The organism is Paenibacillus ihumii, assembly GCF_001403875.1.
Taxonomy (GTDB): Bacteria; Bacillota; Bacilli; order Paenibacillales; family Paenibacillaceae; genus Fontibacillus; species Fontibacillus ihumii.
On the sequence record NZ_LN884299.1, the window covers coordinates 512,796 to 528,436 of the forward strand.

14 protein-coding genes are annotated in these 15,641 nt (G+C 52.9%); 5 read left to right on the forward strand and 9 right to left on the reverse strand.

Features of this window, described 5'->3' with window-relative positions:
- Window positions 1-28: 28 nt before the first annotated feature.
- The 6 genes from BN2762_RS10150 to BN2762_RS10175 all read right to left on the reverse strand — a co-directional run bounded on the left by BN2762_RS10150 (window position 29) and on the right by BN2762_RS10175 (window position 7,200).
- Window positions 29-1,105 carry an ABC transporter substrate-binding protein gene (locus BN2762_RS10150; protein ID WP_230202477.1) on the reverse strand — a complete coding sequence of 359 codons (1,077 nt, stop codon included), beginning with the start codon at window positions 1,103-1,105 and terminating at the stop codon, window positions 29-31.
- Between the two features lie 158 nt (window positions 1,106-1,263).
- On the reverse strand, window positions 1,264-2,529 hold the full coding sequence (locus BN2762_RS10155) for a PTS ascorbate transporter subunit IIC (protein ID WP_055106891.1): 1,266 nt from the start codon (window positions 2,527-2,529) through the stop codon (window positions 1,264-1,266).
- Window positions 2,530-2,705: 176 nt separating this feature from the next.
- A complete protein-coding gene (locus BN2762_RS10160; RefSeq protein WP_055106892.1) occupies window positions 2,706-2,999 on the reverse strand; it encodes a PTS sugar transporter subunit IIB in 294 nt (97 codons plus the stop codon).
- Window positions 2,996-5,068: a BglG family transcription antiterminator gene (locus BN2762_RS10165; RefSeq protein WP_055106893.1), complete on the reverse strand. Its 2,073-nt coding sequence runs from the start codon at window positions 5,066-5,068 to the stop codon at window positions 2,996-2,998. The genes BN2762_RS10160 and BN2762_RS10165 overlap by 4 nt, the downstream gene beginning before the upstream one ends.
- Window positions 5,069-5,308: 240 nt before the next feature.
- Window positions 5,309-6,439, reverse strand: coding sequence for a hypothetical protein (locus tag BN2762_RS10170; RefSeq protein ID WP_055106894.1), 1,131 nt, complete (start codon window positions 6,437-6,439; stop codon window positions 5,309-5,311).
- A 449-nt stretch (window positions 6,440-6,888) separates the two neighbouring features.
- A complete protein-coding gene (locus BN2762_RS10175) occupies window positions 6,889-7,200 on the reverse strand; it encodes a thioredoxin family protein (protein ID WP_055109903.1) in 312 nt (103 codons plus the stop codon).
- Between the two features lie 992 nt (window positions 7,201-8,192).
- On the opposite strand from BN2762_RS10175, the gene BN2762_RS27640 reads away from it, so the two are divergent.
- Together BN2762_RS27640 and BN2762_RS10190 are read left to right on the forward strand one after the other, a co-directional pair.
- Window positions 8,193-8,507, forward strand: a complete 315-nt coding sequence (locus BN2762_RS27640) for a transposase (RefSeq protein ID WP_055105575.1) — start codon at window positions 8,193-8,195, stop codon at window positions 8,505-8,507.
- An 11-nt stretch (window positions 8,508-8,518) separates the two neighbouring features.
- Entirely contained in the window at window positions 8,519-9,376 is an 858-nt protein-coding gene (locus BN2762_RS10190) for an IS3 family transposase (RefSeq protein ID WP_230202607.1), read from the forward strand.
- Window positions 9,377-10,079: 703 nt separating this feature from the next.
- On the opposite strand, the gene BN2762_RS10195 is transcribed toward BN2762_RS10190, so the two are convergent.
- On the reverse strand, window positions 10,080-10,940 hold the full coding sequence (locus BN2762_RS10195; protein ID WP_055106897.1) for a helix-turn-helix domain-containing protein: 861 nt from the start codon (window positions 10,938-10,940) through the stop codon (window positions 10,080-10,082).
- Window positions 10,941-11,084: 144 nt separating this feature from the next.
- Here BN2762_RS10195 and BN2762_RS10200 point away from each other — a divergent pair, with 144 nt between their 5' ends.
- The 3 genes from BN2762_RS10200 (at window position 11,085) to BN2762_RS10210 (ending at window position 14,056) form a co-directional block, all read left to right on the forward strand.
- Window positions 11,085-12,143, forward strand: a complete 1,059-nt coding sequence (locus BN2762_RS10200; RefSeq protein ID WP_055106898.1) for a Gfo/Idh/MocA family protein — start codon at window positions 11,085-11,087, stop codon at window positions 12,141-12,143.
- Between the two features lie 106 nt (window positions 12,144-12,249).
- Window positions 12,250-13,128: a sugar phosphate isomerase/epimerase family protein gene (locus BN2762_RS10205; RefSeq protein WP_055106899.1), complete on the forward strand. Its 879-nt coding sequence runs from the start codon at window positions 12,250-12,252 to the stop codon at window positions 13,126-13,128.
- Between the two features lie 67 nt (window positions 13,129-13,195).
- The gene (locus BN2762_RS10210; RefSeq protein WP_055106900.1) at window positions 13,196-14,056 is read left to right on the forward strand and encodes a sugar phosphate isomerase/epimerase family protein; all 861 of its coding nucleotides are present in this window, start codon (window positions 13,196-13,198) and stop codon (window positions 14,054-14,056) included.
- Window positions 14,057-14,206: 150 nt separating this feature from the next.
- Here the strand turns inward: BN2762_RS10210 and BN2762_RS10215 are convergent, their stop codons facing one another.
- The gene (locus BN2762_RS10215; protein ID WP_055106901.1) at window positions 14,207-14,581 is read right to left on the reverse strand and encodes a DMT family transporter; all 375 of its coding nucleotides are present in this window, start codon (window positions 14,579-14,581) and stop codon (window positions 14,207-14,209) included.
- Between the two features lie 133 nt (window positions 14,582-14,714).
- Window positions 14,715-15,284 carry a TetR/AcrR family transcriptional regulator gene (locus BN2762_RS10220; protein ID WP_055106902.1) on the reverse strand — a complete coding sequence of 190 codons (570 nt, stop codon included), beginning with the start codon at window positions 15,282-15,284 and terminating at the stop codon, window positions 14,715-14,717.
- Window positions 15,285-15,641: the final 357 nt, after the last annotated feature.

Below are 15,641 nucleotides of genomic sequence, written 5' to 3' on the forward strand. Positions count from 1 at the left end.
TCTCTCCTCTCTGAATATCTACTGATAGTTATTTCTTAACCTCGGCACTCCATTTGTCGATCAGGCGTTGACGCTCTTTACCAGCTTCAACGACGTCGTAATCGATCGTGTTGATATCCGACAGCTTCACAGCTTTCTCCGGACCTACCGCATCTGGGTTCGTCAGGTTCTGGTAGCTGCCTACAGTTTTGCCGACCTCTTGGCCTGCCGGAGACAGTGCCCAATCCACGAACTTCTGTGCAAGCTCTTCGTTCTTCGTATTTTTGATGATGCCGATCGCGCCTGTCTCGTAGCCCGTACCGTCTTCAGGAATCGTCAGCTCCAGACTGTCGAAGCCTTCCTCCTGATACTTGATCACGTCATGCGCGAACAGAACGCCTACGCCAGCCTCACCCATACCGACCATTCGTCCAGGAGCGGAGCCGCTGGTCGTATATTGCTGGATTTGCGGATGCAGCTTGCTGAGATACTCGAAGCCCTTCTCTTCGCTGCCCATCACCTTCAGCACGGTGTACATGGCCGTATAAGCCGTACCGGAGGAAGCAGGGTCTGCCATGACGATTTCGCCTTGAAATGCCGGGTTCAGCAGGTCTTCCCATGTCTTCGGAGCTTCAACGCCTTTTTTCGCCAAAAACTCCTTATTGGAAGCAAAACCGAGCGCCCCTACATAGATGCCCGTCCAGTTGCCGTCCGGATCCTTATACTTCGCGTCGACCTTCTCGGCGATTGGCGATGTATACGGCTGCAGCAGCCCTTCCGATGTGGCTTGTACAAACGTGTCCGCTGGTCCGCCGTACCACACGTCGGCTTGCGGGTTGCCTTGCTCCGCCCGGACCTTCGCGAGAATTTCGCCTCCGGACATCCGGATCATGCTGGCCTCGATGCCTGTATCTTCCGTGAACTTCTTGATCGCGGCTACCGCGTGGTCCTCCTGGAATCCGACATATACCGTCAGCTTGCCTTGCGGCTTCGCCGGAGCGGCGTCCCCGCCTCCGTTATTCGCCGGTCCGGCATTGCTGCCGCCCGAGGATCCACAGCCTGTGAACAGCATCGCAGCCATCGTTAGTGCGGTAACAGAGCTCATCCATTTTTTCATACCCATCATGTATATCCCCCTTTGTTCTTTATGCCTTAATTATATTGGATGCGCTTACAATACTGTGAGTCCAAGTCTCTGCCACTTCTTCCGGCAAAAAAACAGACACCAAAAAAGCCCGACCCCAACCCTCCGTGAGGATTGAATCAGGCTTTTGTCTGCAGCCGTCACTTGAACCAGCTGAATACCTCATGCACCAGCAGCCCGATGACCGAGAAATCGCTATCGGCAAAGGTCGCGCGCAAATAGCCAAGATTCGACAGCAGCGGAATAAGAAAAGTCGGCAGCATCGTAATCGCAAACCCATGGATCAAGGACGATACGACCAGCCCCTTGCGGCCCCCTATTTTATAAGCGATAACCCCAGCCGCCCCGCCTGAGAAGAAATGCGGGATAACCCCGGGAATAATAACGGTATACTGCACCTGCAGCAGCACGAGCATCGCCGCCAGCCCTCCCGTGAAGCTGAGCAGGAACCCGATCATCGCCGAGAACGGCGAGAACTTGAACAGCACTGGACAGTCCAGCGCAGGAATCGCCCCCGGCACGATCCGGTCGGCAATCCCTTTGAAGGCAGGCACGATTTCAGACAGCAGCATGCGGACCCCCGCCAGAATAACATAGCAGCCCCCCGCGAACCAGGTCGCCTGAATCAGGGACACGACCAGAATATGCCGCCCCGAGAACATCTCCTCGATTCCCCCAGGGGAGATGAACAGTCCCGAGAACAGAAACAGCACGAACGTAAATACCGTAATAACGACCATATGATCCTGGAAAAAAGAGCGCAGCTTCTGCAGCCCCTTCGACTCCGGCGGCTCTGGCCCCTTCTTGAACCAGGAAGCTACGAACCCGCTCAGCGCATAGCCGATACTGTTGAAATGGCCTATTGCAAAATCATCGTTCCCCGTGACCCGCCGAATATACGGCTGCGTGATCAGCGGAGCGAACGACATGCTGAAGGCCAGCACGATTCCTCCGGCAACCATCACCTGCCATAGCGGCAGCGACATCGACACCAGCACGCCTGCCAGCAGTGAAGCCATGAACAGCATATGATGACCGGTCAGGAAAATATATTTGATGCGCGTGAACCGGGCGATCATCAGGTGGGCAATCATGCCGACCAGCATGATGAGCGCAATTTCCTCGCCATAGTTGATTTGCGCCAAGGCCGTGATCGTCTCATTATGCGGGATGATCCCGATAATTTGAAAGCCCTTCTGGATGACCGCCGATAGATTGGAAAGGGAAGACCCGGCGGCGTTCGCCCCGATTTGCAGTAACGTATACCCGAGCATCGTCTTGATCGTGCCATGAATCAGCCTTTGGAACGGCTGCTTCTGCAGCAGCAATCCAACGAACGCGATTAACCCGAGCAGCAGGGCAGGTTCCCCGAGCAGCCCCTTGCTGATCATTTGCGTAGCATTCATGGGCAACCCCCGCTCTAATAATTTGTCTGTCTCTGCTTGTCTATGTCTATATCTGTACTTATATCTATATCTGTTATTTGTATCTCTGCTATTTGTGTACTTATAAATTGCCTCTGTATCGCTATCTGTTGAAGCTTACCCAGCCTTCAAACTTACAAGCCTACAAACCTACAAGTCTACATCGCCAACCACTGCCGGAACGTCTCGCTCTCCAGCAGCCTCGATTTCAGGTACTGACGGTCCGTAATATCGTCCAGTCCGATCGTCTCAACGTCACTGGCGAGCTGCAGCGACTCCATAATATAATTGGAGCCTATGATCAGATCGGCATCGAAGGTGTCGACCGACGAAACATCCGTATGCTCGACCCAGGCCTTCAGGCCCCACTCCTTCAGGAGCGCCTCCACATTCAGCCGGATCATCAGGCTGGTGCCGAGCCCGCTGTTGCAAGCTACTATGATTTTCTTCATAAGCCCTCCTTCTCCCTCAGCCTCTGCCATACCGCCTGCGCATCCTGCGAATGCCGCAGCTCCTCCATGAACGCCTCATCGTTCATCGCATCCAGCAGCGTTCCCAGTGCGGCGACATGCCGCTCCTTATCCATCGCTGCCAGCGTGATCATCAGCCAGACCGGCTGACCGGACGGACCGAACGCCAGCTCCTCGCGAAAAGTCATCACACTAAAGCCTGTGCGCCTCACGCACTCCGGCATGTAGACATGGGGAAAAGCCACCCCGGAACGGATAATAAACGGATGCTTGTTGGATTGAATGATCTCGACCAGCTTGTCCCCGTATTTAGCGTCCGAGACGCCGCGGTCCATAAGCAGCCGATTTCCCTCGCGAACCGCATCCGCCCATGGCATCGTCGCCAGTCCAAGCCGGATCGATTCCGGCGACAGCAGCGCCGTTAATCCGCAAGCCTCGTCCTCCTGCTCGCCAAGCTTGCTTCCGCCCTGGAACAAATGAAGCAGCTCCTCCAGCAGCCGGTTCCGGTTGTGAATATGCGCGTTCCGCTCGACCACCTGAAAAATATCATTCACCGCCTGCACCGCCGCCGCGGCCGCAGCCGATTCGCCCGAAGGCGCTACGCCTAGAAAGCTCGTAATCTGCTTCTGATCCTCCTGGTTCAACAGCGGCGATACCTTGATCCACGGCACCTGCAGAGCATGGCTGATTTCCATCGTGCTGATGACCGCATCCGCCGTCTGCAGCGTAATCTCTGCCGATTCCTTGTAAGAATAAGTGCCCACGATATCAACCTGCGGAAAAATCACCGCCACCCGCCGCTTCAGCATCGCCGAAGTGCCGAGCCCTGAGCCGCAGACAATCGCCACGCGCTTGCGCACAGGAGCCTTTGGCGGAATCAGTCCGCTGCCGATATGGAACATGATGTAGCCGACCTCATCCCGGTCGAACACGACCGACCACGGCTCCATCACCTCGTTGACGATCCGCTCCAGCAAATTGAGCAGCGATCCGTACTGGGCCTCGAGCTGCTCCATGAGCGGGTTTTTGGACTGGAGGCCGAACTTCGCCCGGTAGATGGCCGGCTTCAAATGGATGACGAGCCCCTGCACGATCTGGTCGATCATCTGCAGCGGACGCCCGAGCTCCTGCTCGGTACGCAGAATAATCTGCTTGGCCAGATCAGCGATGATCAGCTCCTCGGCCGGCAGACTCTGCTTCTGCGCGCCCAGAATATGCTGCGTGATGTACCCGATCTCCGACGCGGGCAGCTCCACCCCAAAATGCTGCTCGATCTCCGGCACGACCTCGGTCTTTACGAGCTCATATACCTCATGGCTCTGCAGCTCGGTCAGCGATTCGCGGTCCATCTCGATCGAGTGCGTGCCCTTCAGCCGCTCCATGGCCATCAGCAGATGGAGAATCAGCGTGGAATACCCCGCGTCCGTGAACTGCACGCCCATCTTCTCCTCAAGCCGCTGGATCGTATCAAACAGCATCGCCGCATCGTCCGTCTCGAACCAGTCCTTCCATAGCGTCGCCGGCGAGTACGAATCGCCCCGCTGATCGAGGATATACCGCAGCAGCTTGTCATCCGTAATCTCGGAGCGAAGCAGTTGCAAGTAGGCTCTGCGCTTGCGCTTCTCCGGCCCTTCGATATGCAGCTCCCCGCGCTCCCGCACCAGGATCAGCTCCCAGCTCATCAGCCGCTGCTTGATTTCGTTCAGATCCTGCAGCAGCGTATTTCTGCTGATCTGAAGCTCCTCCATGACCTCCTTCACGGAGAGCTTCGTCTCCTGGAGCAGTTGCTTCAGCAGCAGGCTGATCCGCTGCTCGGCATCCATATATTCCGGCCGCTCCCCCATCTGCACGGCAAGCCGCTCCGATTGCCCGGTCTCCAGCCGCAGACGAACGCCAGCCGAACGGTCGCGCTCCAGGCGCACGCCCCGCTCGCGAAGCCAATCCTCCAGCTGCAGCAGATCGCCCCGCACCGTTCGCAGGGATATTCCGTATTCATCAGCCAGCTGCTGCAGAGGAATGTAGCGGTCGCTCTCCATCAGCTGCTTGAGCATTCGCTGTTGTCTGCTTGAAATCATAATGTCACCCGATCATTCAAAGTTTTGTATGCGTTATCATATCTAGATTATTACACATTTAAAAAGCAAGATATAGAGCATTCATGGAAAAAAGACGCACGCTTTGCAAAGCGCCCGCCTGATATTCACAGCTTCTCCAATATATCGGATTTTACGGCCTTTTTTTCACTTCATCTTACATTGCCAATTGCTTATTCCGCAGCATATCACCATTGCTTATTCCGCAGCCCCTGATGCACCCACTCTGACTTCGATTTCCTCCGTCAGCAGCCGTTCCTGCCTGGAGAGGGCTTCCTCGTCGGCGAGGCTGCGGTAAATCGCGCTTAAGCGGTCCTGATTCTGCTTCACCTCTCCCAGATAAGAAATGGCATGCTGCATCGAAGCCGTGTACCGGGCCTTGACCCCGGCGATCTCCTCGGCATACTTCTCATCCGTGTACGGAGCGATAGCCAGCTCATAGACATCCAGGATGCTGTCCCCGTCGCGCAGCGGAAAATGCTCATGCGGCGCCGTGCTGTCAAAGATCGCCACGCCGTGTGAGCGGAACACGAGCATATCGAGGCTGTTCGGATCGAAGCCGCAATGGTATATCTCTGTGTCGATTCCGCGCTCGCTTGCCGTGGCTGCGATTTTTTTGAATAACGTCGACTTTCCTGAACCCGGACGCCCCTTCACGAAAATTCGCGTCGGCACATCCTCAGTCAGATTAAGGATAAAATCAACCGCCCCCCGCCAGGTTGCCGCTCCAAGAAAACGGCGGATCACCGTGCCAGACCCTTTGTTGCCTGTATCAACGGCCTGCCCTGCATCCGCTGCGCTAACAAGGTACTGGTCTGCCCAGTCCACGGCCAGCTGATTCATGACGGCCCGGTCCAGGGTGTCGATGTAGATCTTCTCCCAGTCATCATGAATGCGCAGAGTCCGCTGAAAAGTCTCGTACGCCTTCGTGTAGGCTTCGGCTATATTGTGCTCCAGCGCTTCAATATGCTCCGAATGCTCCGCTAATCGTTCCCCACTCGGGTCGCTTTTGAAATCGGCGCGGCGCACCTCAAGGCCTTCCGGGACTCCCTCCTCCGGCCAGGCCCGATCCGCAATTAGGCCGATCCCGGCATCCTCGAGGATGATCCCTTCCAGCAAATCGCTCTGCAGCGGCTGATGAATCAAATGCAGGCTCCAGCCCTTGCGGCCCCACCCGTTTGAGAGCCGGGCCAGAATCGCGCCGATCTCCTGCGGGTCTCCCTCCAGCACGTATACCGTATTTAATCTATAATAGATAGAATCCACCAGACTAACCAAGCCCTCAGCCGTATTACCCCGCGCAAAATAGTGACGTTCCAATCCTGCCATTTCGTTATGCTCCTTCCCTATTTTTCGAGAATATGATGATGCTACACCCTATGCGGAAGTTTTCCGCCGTGTGTTTAGCCTATGCCTGAAAAGGGAAGATCATCCATGCATTCATCAAAATAGTCCATAAGGCAAGCGGCTTTAGCTGAGGATCAGCCAAGGCGAACCTTGAAGATCGGCCAGGGTAAGCCTTGAGGACTCGCCAGGGCGAGGCTTGAGGACTAGCCAAGGCGAGCCTTGAGGATCAGCCGCTAGACCGTCTGCCTTAAGGCCAACGCTAAACCCGAACGAAGTCGGTAAACCCGATATCCGCTAAACCCAACGTCCGCTAACTCGACGTTGGCTAGACTCGATGTTCGCTAACTCGACGTCCGCTAACTCAATATTTGCTAAACCTGACGTCTGCTACTCGATGTTCGCTACTCGATTTTCGCTAAACCCGACATCCGCTAAACCCGAAGCCACTGATGCACATCTACGACCGAACGCAGCGCATACTCCTTCGCCACCGGCCTGCCCTGCTCGAGTATAACCAGGCACGGCACGCTCGTAATTTGCCAATCATTCCGCAGCCGGGGCGCAAAATTGATATTCAGCTTCGACACGGGCATCGTGCCGCCTGATTGCAGCGCGATATCCAGCATCGTCTCACCCAGTATGCACGTTCCGCACAACGGCGTATATAGGTACAGAGCTTCCCTGCCGATTCTGGCAATCGAAGCATCCACGAATTCATTTTCTACAGCTTCACGGATCGTCATAATGACGCCCACTCCCATCTCTGCTAACTCATTTTATTTACACAGTACAATTACGTTCAAGGTACAATTGCGTTGTTCCAAAACTGCTCTTACTATTTGAACAGCTTAACTACTATAGCATATTTTCTAGCTTGTTCGTTCAATGGCTATACCGCGAGGTATCTCCCCAACTCTCTGTCCCATCTGCCCTGCTGCTCTGCCCTGCTCTGCTCTGTCCTGCTCTGCTCTGTCCTGTTCTCCCCTGCTCACCCTGCTTTGCTCTACTGCTAAAATGCTGCAAAACCTCACAGCCCCTATAAAAAGTGAAGTCTCTTCCTCCAATAAATTAAACTTCTGATTATGACTGCACCTCGATGATCGCGGCACAGATTTATGACGTTTCTAGATGCTCAGGTACAGATTTATGACCGTACTGACTATACTTAGATACTCAGGGATCAGATAATTCAGCGATCAGGTATCCAGATGTATTTCATGCAGGTAGTTCATCGTTTTTAGCCGTGTTAGAGGGAACTAACTGCAAAACCTACATTTAGTTATAAGCTTTTTCGACGATTTCGCTCCAATCAGGCAAACTAACTGTATGTTCTGCATTTAGCGCAAGCATTTTTTGATAAAGTAGCTTAACTAGCTGTATAAAATACATTCCGCCTTTAAATGGTCAGCGGATGTTATGACGTTCCTAGATGATCGCGACACAGATTTATGACTTCTCTAGATGCTCAGATACAAATTTATATCTGTACTGACTATACCTAGATGCTCAAGGACCAGATAACTCAGCGTTCAGGTAACTAGATTTATTTCATGCAGGTAGTTCATCGTTTTTAGCCGTGTTGAAGTGAACTAACTGCAAAACCTACATTTAGTTATAAGCTTTTTCGACGATTTTGCTCCAATCAGGCAAACTAACTGTATGTTTGCAGCTAGAATAAAAAGTGGACAGTCCTTAAGTGAACCTAGATAATAATCCTTAAGGGAGAGATGTCCGGATGGAACGTAATAGTTACAGTGAAGAGTTTAAGAAGCAGACAGTGAAGTATATTTTAGAGCAAAGTAAGTCAATGTCGCAGTTGGCCGAAGAACTCGGTATATCTGCGGGTGTGTTGCATAACTGGAAAGCACTTTACCGTGATGATATCCAGCTGGAATCTTTAGTCACACCGGAGAGAGTGCGTCAACTCGAACAACAACTGCGTAAAAAGGAACTGGAGAATCAAGAGAAGGAGCGGGAAAATCAAGATCTCCAGGAAGAACTCGCTATATTAAAAAAGGCGCTGCACATCTTCAGCAAAGAAAGGAACTGAGGTTCCAATTCATCAAAGAACATCGCTCCGAGTTTCCGGTGGAGAAGATGTGCAAGGTTTTACAAGTGTCTCGGAGTGGCTTCTACAAGTGGCAAAAGGCATTGCCTAGCGAGCAGAAACTTCGAAAGGCGAAGGTTCTGGAGAGGGTCATGTATCATTTTCATGACTCCGAGGAACGCTACGGCAGTCCTAAGATTACCCGAATGCTGTGGAAAGAACGTATCCAGATCGCGGAGCGCACAGTTAGCATCTACATGAAAGAACTGGGGTTGCGTTCTTGTGTCTCCCGTAAATTTAAGGTGCAGACCCACGATTCCAATCCTGACTCACCCTTTCCCCCCCACGAGCTGGACCAGAACTTTGCCGTATCTGAACCGAACAAAGTGTGGGTTGCGGATATTACCTACATCCCCTGCCGAGAAGGACGGCTGTACTTGGCTAGTCTGATGGATCTGTGCACACGCGAGATCGTGGGTTGGCGGCTTTACGGCCGGATGACTACAGAACTTGTCTTAGATGCTCTAGAAGCCGCATATGATGCGAAAAAACCAGATAAAGGATTGCTTCACCATTCCGATCGCGGTTCACAGTACGCATCGAAGGAGTACCGCGACAAGATTGAATCATATTCCATGAAGGTTAGCATGAGTCGTAAAGGGAATTGCTATGATAACGCTTGTATCGAGTCATTTCACAGCATTTTGAAAAAAGAACTCATCTACAGAACGAAGTTCAAGACCAAACAACAGGCTTACGAGACCATTTACAGGTACATTGAATTTTTCTACAACCGCAAACGAATCCACGGTTCAATCGGCTATTTGTCGCCGGTTCAATTTGCTGCGCAATTCAAGAAGGAGACGGCATAAACTTTCACTTAATAGGTGTCCACTTTCTTGACAGAAGTCCAGTTCTGCATTTAGCGCAAGCATTTTTTGATAAAGCAGCTTAACTAGGTGTACAAAATACATTCCGCTTTTTAATGATCAATGAATGGTTACTTGATTACTTGGTTACTTGGTTACTTGGTTACTCGCGCCTCTGGAAGACGATCCCCCTCAATTTCTGAGTGACCTATTCAGTGATATGTGCGAGAGTTGGAGCATTTATCACGAAAGAATCCCGCCTGCAAAACAGCGCGCACTAACAGCATACTACGAAGCCTCTCCCCAAACGCCCTCCCTCTGCATTACTACCTCCAACACTACTGCCCTGCATACAGCCTCTGCACTACTGCCTCCACTACCGCCTCTGCGCTACTGCTCTGCACTATTGCCTCGCTACCGCCTCAGCGCTACTGCCCTGCATATAGCCTCTGCGCTATTGCCGCGCTACCGCCCCCATACCGCTTCTGCACTACCGCCTCTACGCTATTGCCCTGCACACTGCCTCTACACTACCGCCCCTGAGCTACTGCCCTGCACTACCGCCTTTACACTATCGCCCCTGAGCTACTGCCCTCCACACTGCCTCTGCTCTGCATACGTCTCTGCGCTACTACTCTCCATTACCGCCCCTGCACTACTGCTGCATTACTGCCCCTGCACTACCGCCTCCACTACTACCTCTGCGCTACTGACCGCCCCTGTTGCGATAGCTTCTTGGAGAGAGGCCCGTAATTCTTTTGAATACCCGGGAAAAATAAAACGTATCCTTATACCCCAGAGCCTCGCCGATTTCCTTCACCGTAAGCTCCGTATTGAGCAGGATATTCCTGGCCTCCGCCACCTTCAGCCGGTGCAGGAACTCATTCAGAGGATAGCCCGTGTAATCATGGACGATACGCCGCAGCGTAGACACGGAAATATGATGCCGCGCCGCCATCTGCGCCGGCTCCTGAGCCGTATGCAGCGACTGTGACAAGTCCTCGATCACCTTCAGCACGAATCTCTCCCGATTGTTCGCATCCCGGCGATCCGGCTGCGATACCAGATCATACAGGAAGGATTCCAGCATCAGCGCGGCCCGATCCAGATTGGCAGGCACCCCGCTGTCGATCAGCATGAACATCATCTCCATCCGGTGGATGAGCGAATCGTCGAAGGAAGCCCGCTTGACCATACCTGGATTAGGCAGCCAATGCTCCAGCCACTCGGCGACTCTACTGCCGCTTACGGTGAAATAGTACTCATCCCAATAGCCCTCCGCATGCGGGCCATAATCGAATACGGCACCGGGAAACAGACAGAACCAGCTGCCCGCCTCCACCTGCTGCCGCTCTCCGCCATGAACCTGATAATAACCGCTCCCGCCGGTAACCATCACAAAGGCCCAATTCTTGAAATTGGCCTGGCTCCGCTGCATCGTTCTTCCCGGCAAATGACCGGCATTTACCAGGCTGAGAGACTTGACCTTCTGCCTGCTCGCATCCACCATCGGATTGAAAATACGGATGGGATGAGAACTGATCATATAGTCCATGTATTTTGTCATCCTATACATTCTCCCCATATAATAACTATGTTAAATTAAGTGTGAATTAAATAAATATGAATAAATATAACATATCTGTGTTGAAACGTCCTGTCTGTTTCCGCTGAAACCCGCACAGATAATCGAAAGGATGTAAGCGTACACATGAGTGAACTGAAAATTGGCCTTATCGGTACCGGATCGATCTCGGAATCCCATCTGCAGGCTTATCAAGCCAACCCGAAGGTACAACTGATCGCCGTCTGCGATTTGAACGAGGACAGAGTACGCGACACTGCCGCAAAATACAATATTCCACACGCATACACCGATTACCATGAGCTCCTGGCCAACCCGGAGGTACAGGCGGTCAGCATCTGCACGTGGAACAACTCCCATGCGGAGATTAGCATCGCCGCACTGCGGGCGGGCAAGAACGTCCTCTGTGAAAAACCCCTATGCAAAACTGTAGACGAAGCGCTGCAAATCGAACAGGCCGTGCGCGAGACCGGCAAGCTGCTGCAGGTCGGCTATGTGCGCCGCCACGCCTCCAACATTGCCGTGCTGAAGAAATTCATCGATGCCGGCGATCTCGGCAGCATTTATTACGCCAAAGCCAGCCTGATCCGCCGTCTCGGCAACCCGGGCGGATGGTTCGCCGATCGCGAGCGCTCAGGCGGCGGGCCGCTGATCGATATCGGCGTTCACGCCATTGACCTGTGCTGGTACCTGATGGGCAAGCCGAAGGTCAAATCTGTTAGCGGCAACACATACAACAAGCTGGGCAACCGCTCGAACATTCAAAATTACGAGTTCTACCAGGCCGCCGATTACGATGCATCGCTAAATACCGTCGAGGATATGGCCAACGCCCTCATCCGTTTCGAGAATGGCGCCTCCCTCATGGTCGATGTCAGCTTCTCGCTGCACGCCAAGGATAATTCGGCCCAGATCAACATCTACGGCGACAAAGGCGGTGCCGAGATCGAGCCCGTATTGTCCATCGTCACGGAGCGCCATGACACGATCATTAACATCGATCCGCAGATCACTACGCCAGGCTTTGATTTCCAGGGAGCCTTCAATCGCGAAATCAATCATTTTGTCGACAGCTGCCTCGGATTGATCGAAACGAACAGTCCGGTAGAGGACGGCGTAGAGATGATCAAAATTTTGAACGCAATTTATCAGTCTGCTGCAGAAGGCCGCGAAATTCATTTCTAGGCCGACTTATTATCACAATGTAGTCCGAAGACAGCCGGCTTGTTGATTGCTGCCTGCTGGAAGGATGTATTTTCTCATAACTGTATTACAAGGAGGCGAAGGTTAGATGAAACTAAACAATAAAATTGGTGTCATTGTAGACAGCTTTGGGGTCGGCGTAATGGAAGGCTTGAAAAAAGCGAAGGAGGTCGGCGCGGAAGGGGTGCAGATTTACGCCGTATCCGGCGAGATGGATCCCGCCGTACTCACACCAGCCAAGCGCAAGGAGCTCCGCAGCTACATAGACGGGCTCGGGCTGGAAATATCCGCCCTATGCGGCGACCTGGCCGGGCATGGCTTCCAGGATGCGGAGGCCAATCCGGAGAAAATCGAGAAATCGAAGCGCATCCTCGACCTGGCCGTCGAGCTTGGCAGCTCCGTCGTTACGACGCATATCGGCATCGTCCCGGACGATAAGAACGGACGCATCTACACTGCCATGCAGGAGGCCTGCGAGGAGCTTGGCGTATATGCGAAGAGCATGAACGCTTACTTCGCCATTGAGACCGGGCCGGAGCCGGCCGCGCATTTGAAGAGCTTCCTGGATACGCTGAGCACGAACGGCGTCTCGGTCAACTTTGACCCGGCGAACATGGTGATGGTGACGGGCGATGATCCCGTGGAAGGCGTGAAGCTGCTCAAGGACTACCTGGTCCATACCCATGTCAAAGACGGACGGAGACTTCGCCCGGTGGATCCGAGAGATGTATACGGCTTCCTCGGATACGGCGCCATGAGTCACGAGAAAATCGCCGAGATGGCCTCCTCTGGAGCGGCCTTTGAGGAGCTGCCGCTGGGCGAAGGCGCGGTTGACTTCCCGGCTTATTTTGCCGCACTGCAGGAGGTCGGCTACAAGGGCTATCTGACCATTGAGCGCGAGGTCGGCCATAACCCGGCTGAGGATATCCGCAAGGCCGTCGAATTCATTCGCTCCTACCGGGGCTAGGCTAATCAAGACTATTTTAAATACAAGAATCCCACCCTACTAAACTTACCGCAAAGGAGTCATCCTTATGAAACTGGGAATCAGCTCTTACAGCTTATATCAAGCGATGCATGCCGGCAGCATGACCATTGGGGACGTCATCGAATGGACCGCTGAAATCGGCGCCAGCCACATCGAAATCGTCCCTAACCTCGGCTTTGACTTTGAGGCGAATCCTGAGCTGGAGGATCAAATCCGCGAGAAGGCCGCAGCCGCTGGTCTGGACATTTCCAACTATGCCATCGGCGGCAACTTTATCACGGAGACGGAGGAGCAGTACGAGGCGGAAATCGCCCGGATCATTCGCGAGGTAGACCGCGTTCATCGCCTGGGCGGCAAGTTGATGCGCCATGACGTCGCTTCCCGCCCGGACACCTCCATTGCCCGGTTCAATGAAGACCTGGCGAGAGTAGCCGCAGCGTGCCAGCGCATTGCCGATCATGCCAAGCAGTATGGCATTACGACGAGCGTGGAGAATCACGGCTACTACGTTCAAGCCAGCGACCGGGTTCAAGCGCTTGTCCATGCGGTAGACCGCCCGAACTTCAAAACAACGCTCGACGTAGGCAACTTCGTATGCGTCGACGAGAATCCGGTGGCTGCCGTAAAAAACAACCTGCCATATGCCTCCATGATTCACATCAAGGATTTCTACATCCGCCCTTCGTACCGCAACCCGGGAGAAGGCTGGTTCACAAGTACGGGCGGCAGCTACCTGCGCGGCGCCATCGCAGGACATGGCGATCTCGACTTGTATGAGATACTGCGTTTGATCAAGGCGTTCGGATACAACGGCTACATGTCCATCGAATACGAGGGCATGGAGGAATGCCGGGCAGCCACGAAAATCGCCTTCGACAACGTAAAACGCATCTGGAACGAAGTCTGATTTTAACCCTCCGCATTCAGCGCGTTCCAATAACGACAATCCCCTCACGGTCAGCAGGGAATTGAAGACGTCTGCTTAACACAGATGGCTTCATACCCTTGCTGGCCGGAGGGGATTTTGTACATGAACCGGATATAATAAAGATCGCACTTATCGCTGATAGCTGCTCACCGCATCCGTCCCTCCGGAGGACTCTGTAGAGCCCTTAGGAGCTTCGGCCAGATTAAGACCAATTACACCTGCAATAATAAGCATGAGACAGATCGCTTTGAACCAGGTCATCTGCTCCTTGAACAGGAACACCCCGGCGGTAACAATCAGCACCGTGCCTAGTCCCGACCAGATCGCATAGGCGGTGCCGACATTCAGGCTTTTAAGCGACATGCTTAAGGAGGAGAAGCTGAGCACGTAGAAGATTCCCATGCCAATGGAGGGCCATAATCGGGTGAAGCCTTCAGACATTTTCATCGAGGTTGTGCCGAACACTTCAAACACAATTGCAAGCCCGAGCCAAATATATGCCATAACTAGTAAACCCCTTCTTTGTTAAAAAATTTATTACACAACAACAAAACGGCTGATCTTCAACGGAACGTACGGCATGTACAGCACCGGCATGTACTGTATCAATATATACTGCTAAGTGAGAGCCCTAATCCTACTCCTGCTCCGCTGTCTTGGTAATGCCACCCAGTAAAATATCCACAATACCGTTTAATGCTTCCTGAAACGAAAGACCATCGTATTGCGATGCCGATACATATTCTGTGAGCTGGTACAGCGAGCCGACATACATTTGGACAAAAATCTCAAAGTTAAACGGCTTGATCTCCCCGCTCTGCAGCCCTTCCTCAACGAGCAGCCTGATGCCGTCCCAGCCATCGCGCACGTACCTGTCTGCATATTGCCAGGCCTCTGGGTATCCAATGCGAAGCTCATCGAGCATGCGCAGATCCTTAAAGCCCATGCCGCCAGGCAAAACGACAAGCGACTGCCGCAGTTTATCCCGCAGGCTCAACGCCGCATCCTCCCGAATCTGCCTCTCAATCGCCCGCATCTCCTCAACGGATTGCTGAATGACTGCACTTACCAAGGCGTCTTTGGACGGAAAATGCTGATACAAGGTCTTCGTGCTTATGCCCAGCCGTGCAGTAACATCCCGAATCGAAAATTTCAGTCCCTTATAACCAATTTCGGTAACGGCCGCTTGAATGATGGACTCTCTCAATGGCTGCACACCTTCCTTTTTTTAGCCGCTTTATTGCAGACTTTTCAACTATAAAATAAGGAAAACATTTTGTTTTATTCGTTTTCCATATTACTCGCTGTAAACTTCAAAGTCAATTTCTTATAGATGCAGCAGCCAAAAAAAGACTGTCTCCATTTACCTGAAGGCATGGAAACAGTCTCACATTATGAATTAGGAGCAGTCTCTAACAACATGTTATCCTGTGCGCCAGTGCGGATCGGGGACATGCTTGGAAAACTGCACGCTTGCTTCAGGACCCTAGCCTTTGGTGACCCTGGCTTTTGCCTTTTGGGCTTTTGGCTCTTAGCCTTTAGCTCTCAGCTGTGGGCTTCTAGC

What these genes read in the sequence shown, in the direction of transcription:
- BN2762_RS27640 (WP_055105575.1), top strand. Translation starts at nt 8,193, where the DNA reads ATGGAACGTAATAGTTACAGTGAAGAGTTTAAGAAGCAGACAGTGAAG.
- BN2762_RS10155 (WP_055106891.1), bottom strand. Translation starts at nt 2,529, where the DNA reads ATGAATGCTACGCAAATGATCAGCAAGGGGCTGCTCGGGGAACCTGCC.
- BN2762_RS10210 (WP_055106900.1), top strand. Translation starts at nt 13,196, where the DNA reads ATGAAACTGGGAATCAGCTCTTACAGCTTATATCAAGCGATGCATGCC.
- BN2762_RS10165 (WP_055106893.1), bottom strand. Translation starts at nt 5,068, where the DNA reads ATGCTCAAGCAGCTGATGGAGAGCGACCGCTACATTCCTCTGCAGCAG.
- BN2762_RS10160 (WP_055106892.1), bottom strand. Translation starts at nt 2,999, where the DNA reads ATGAAGAAAATCATAGTAGCTTGCAACAGCGGGCTCGGCACCAGCCTG.
- BN2762_RS10205 (WP_055106899.1), top strand. Translation starts at nt 12,250, where the DNA reads ATGAAACTAAACAATAAAATTGGTGTCATTGTAGACAGCTTTGGGGTC.
- BN2762_RS10150 (WP_230202477.1), bottom strand. Translation starts at nt 1,105, where the DNA reads ATGATGGGTATGAAAAAATGGATGAGCTCTGTTACCGCACTAACGATG.
- BN2762_RS10195 (WP_055106897.1), bottom strand. Translation starts at nt 10,940, where the DNA reads ATGACAAAATACATGGACTATATGATCAGTTCTCATCCCATCCGTATT.
- BN2762_RS10215 (WP_055106901.1), bottom strand. Translation starts at nt 14,581, where the DNA reads ATGGCATATATTTGGCTCGGGCTTGCAATTGTGTTTGAAGTGTTCGGC.
- BN2762_RS10200 (WP_055106898.1), top strand. Translation starts at nt 11,085, where the DNA reads ATGAGTGAACTGAAAATTGGCCTTATCGGTACCGGATCGATCTCGGAA.
- BN2762_RS10170 (WP_055106894.1), bottom strand. Translation starts at nt 6,439, where the DNA reads ATGGCAGGATTGGAACGTCACTATTTTGCGCGGGGTAATACGGCTGAG.
- BN2762_RS10175 (WP_055109903.1), bottom strand. Translation starts at nt 7,200, where the DNA reads ATGACGATCCGTGAAGCTGTAGAAAATGAATTCGTGGATGCTTCGATT.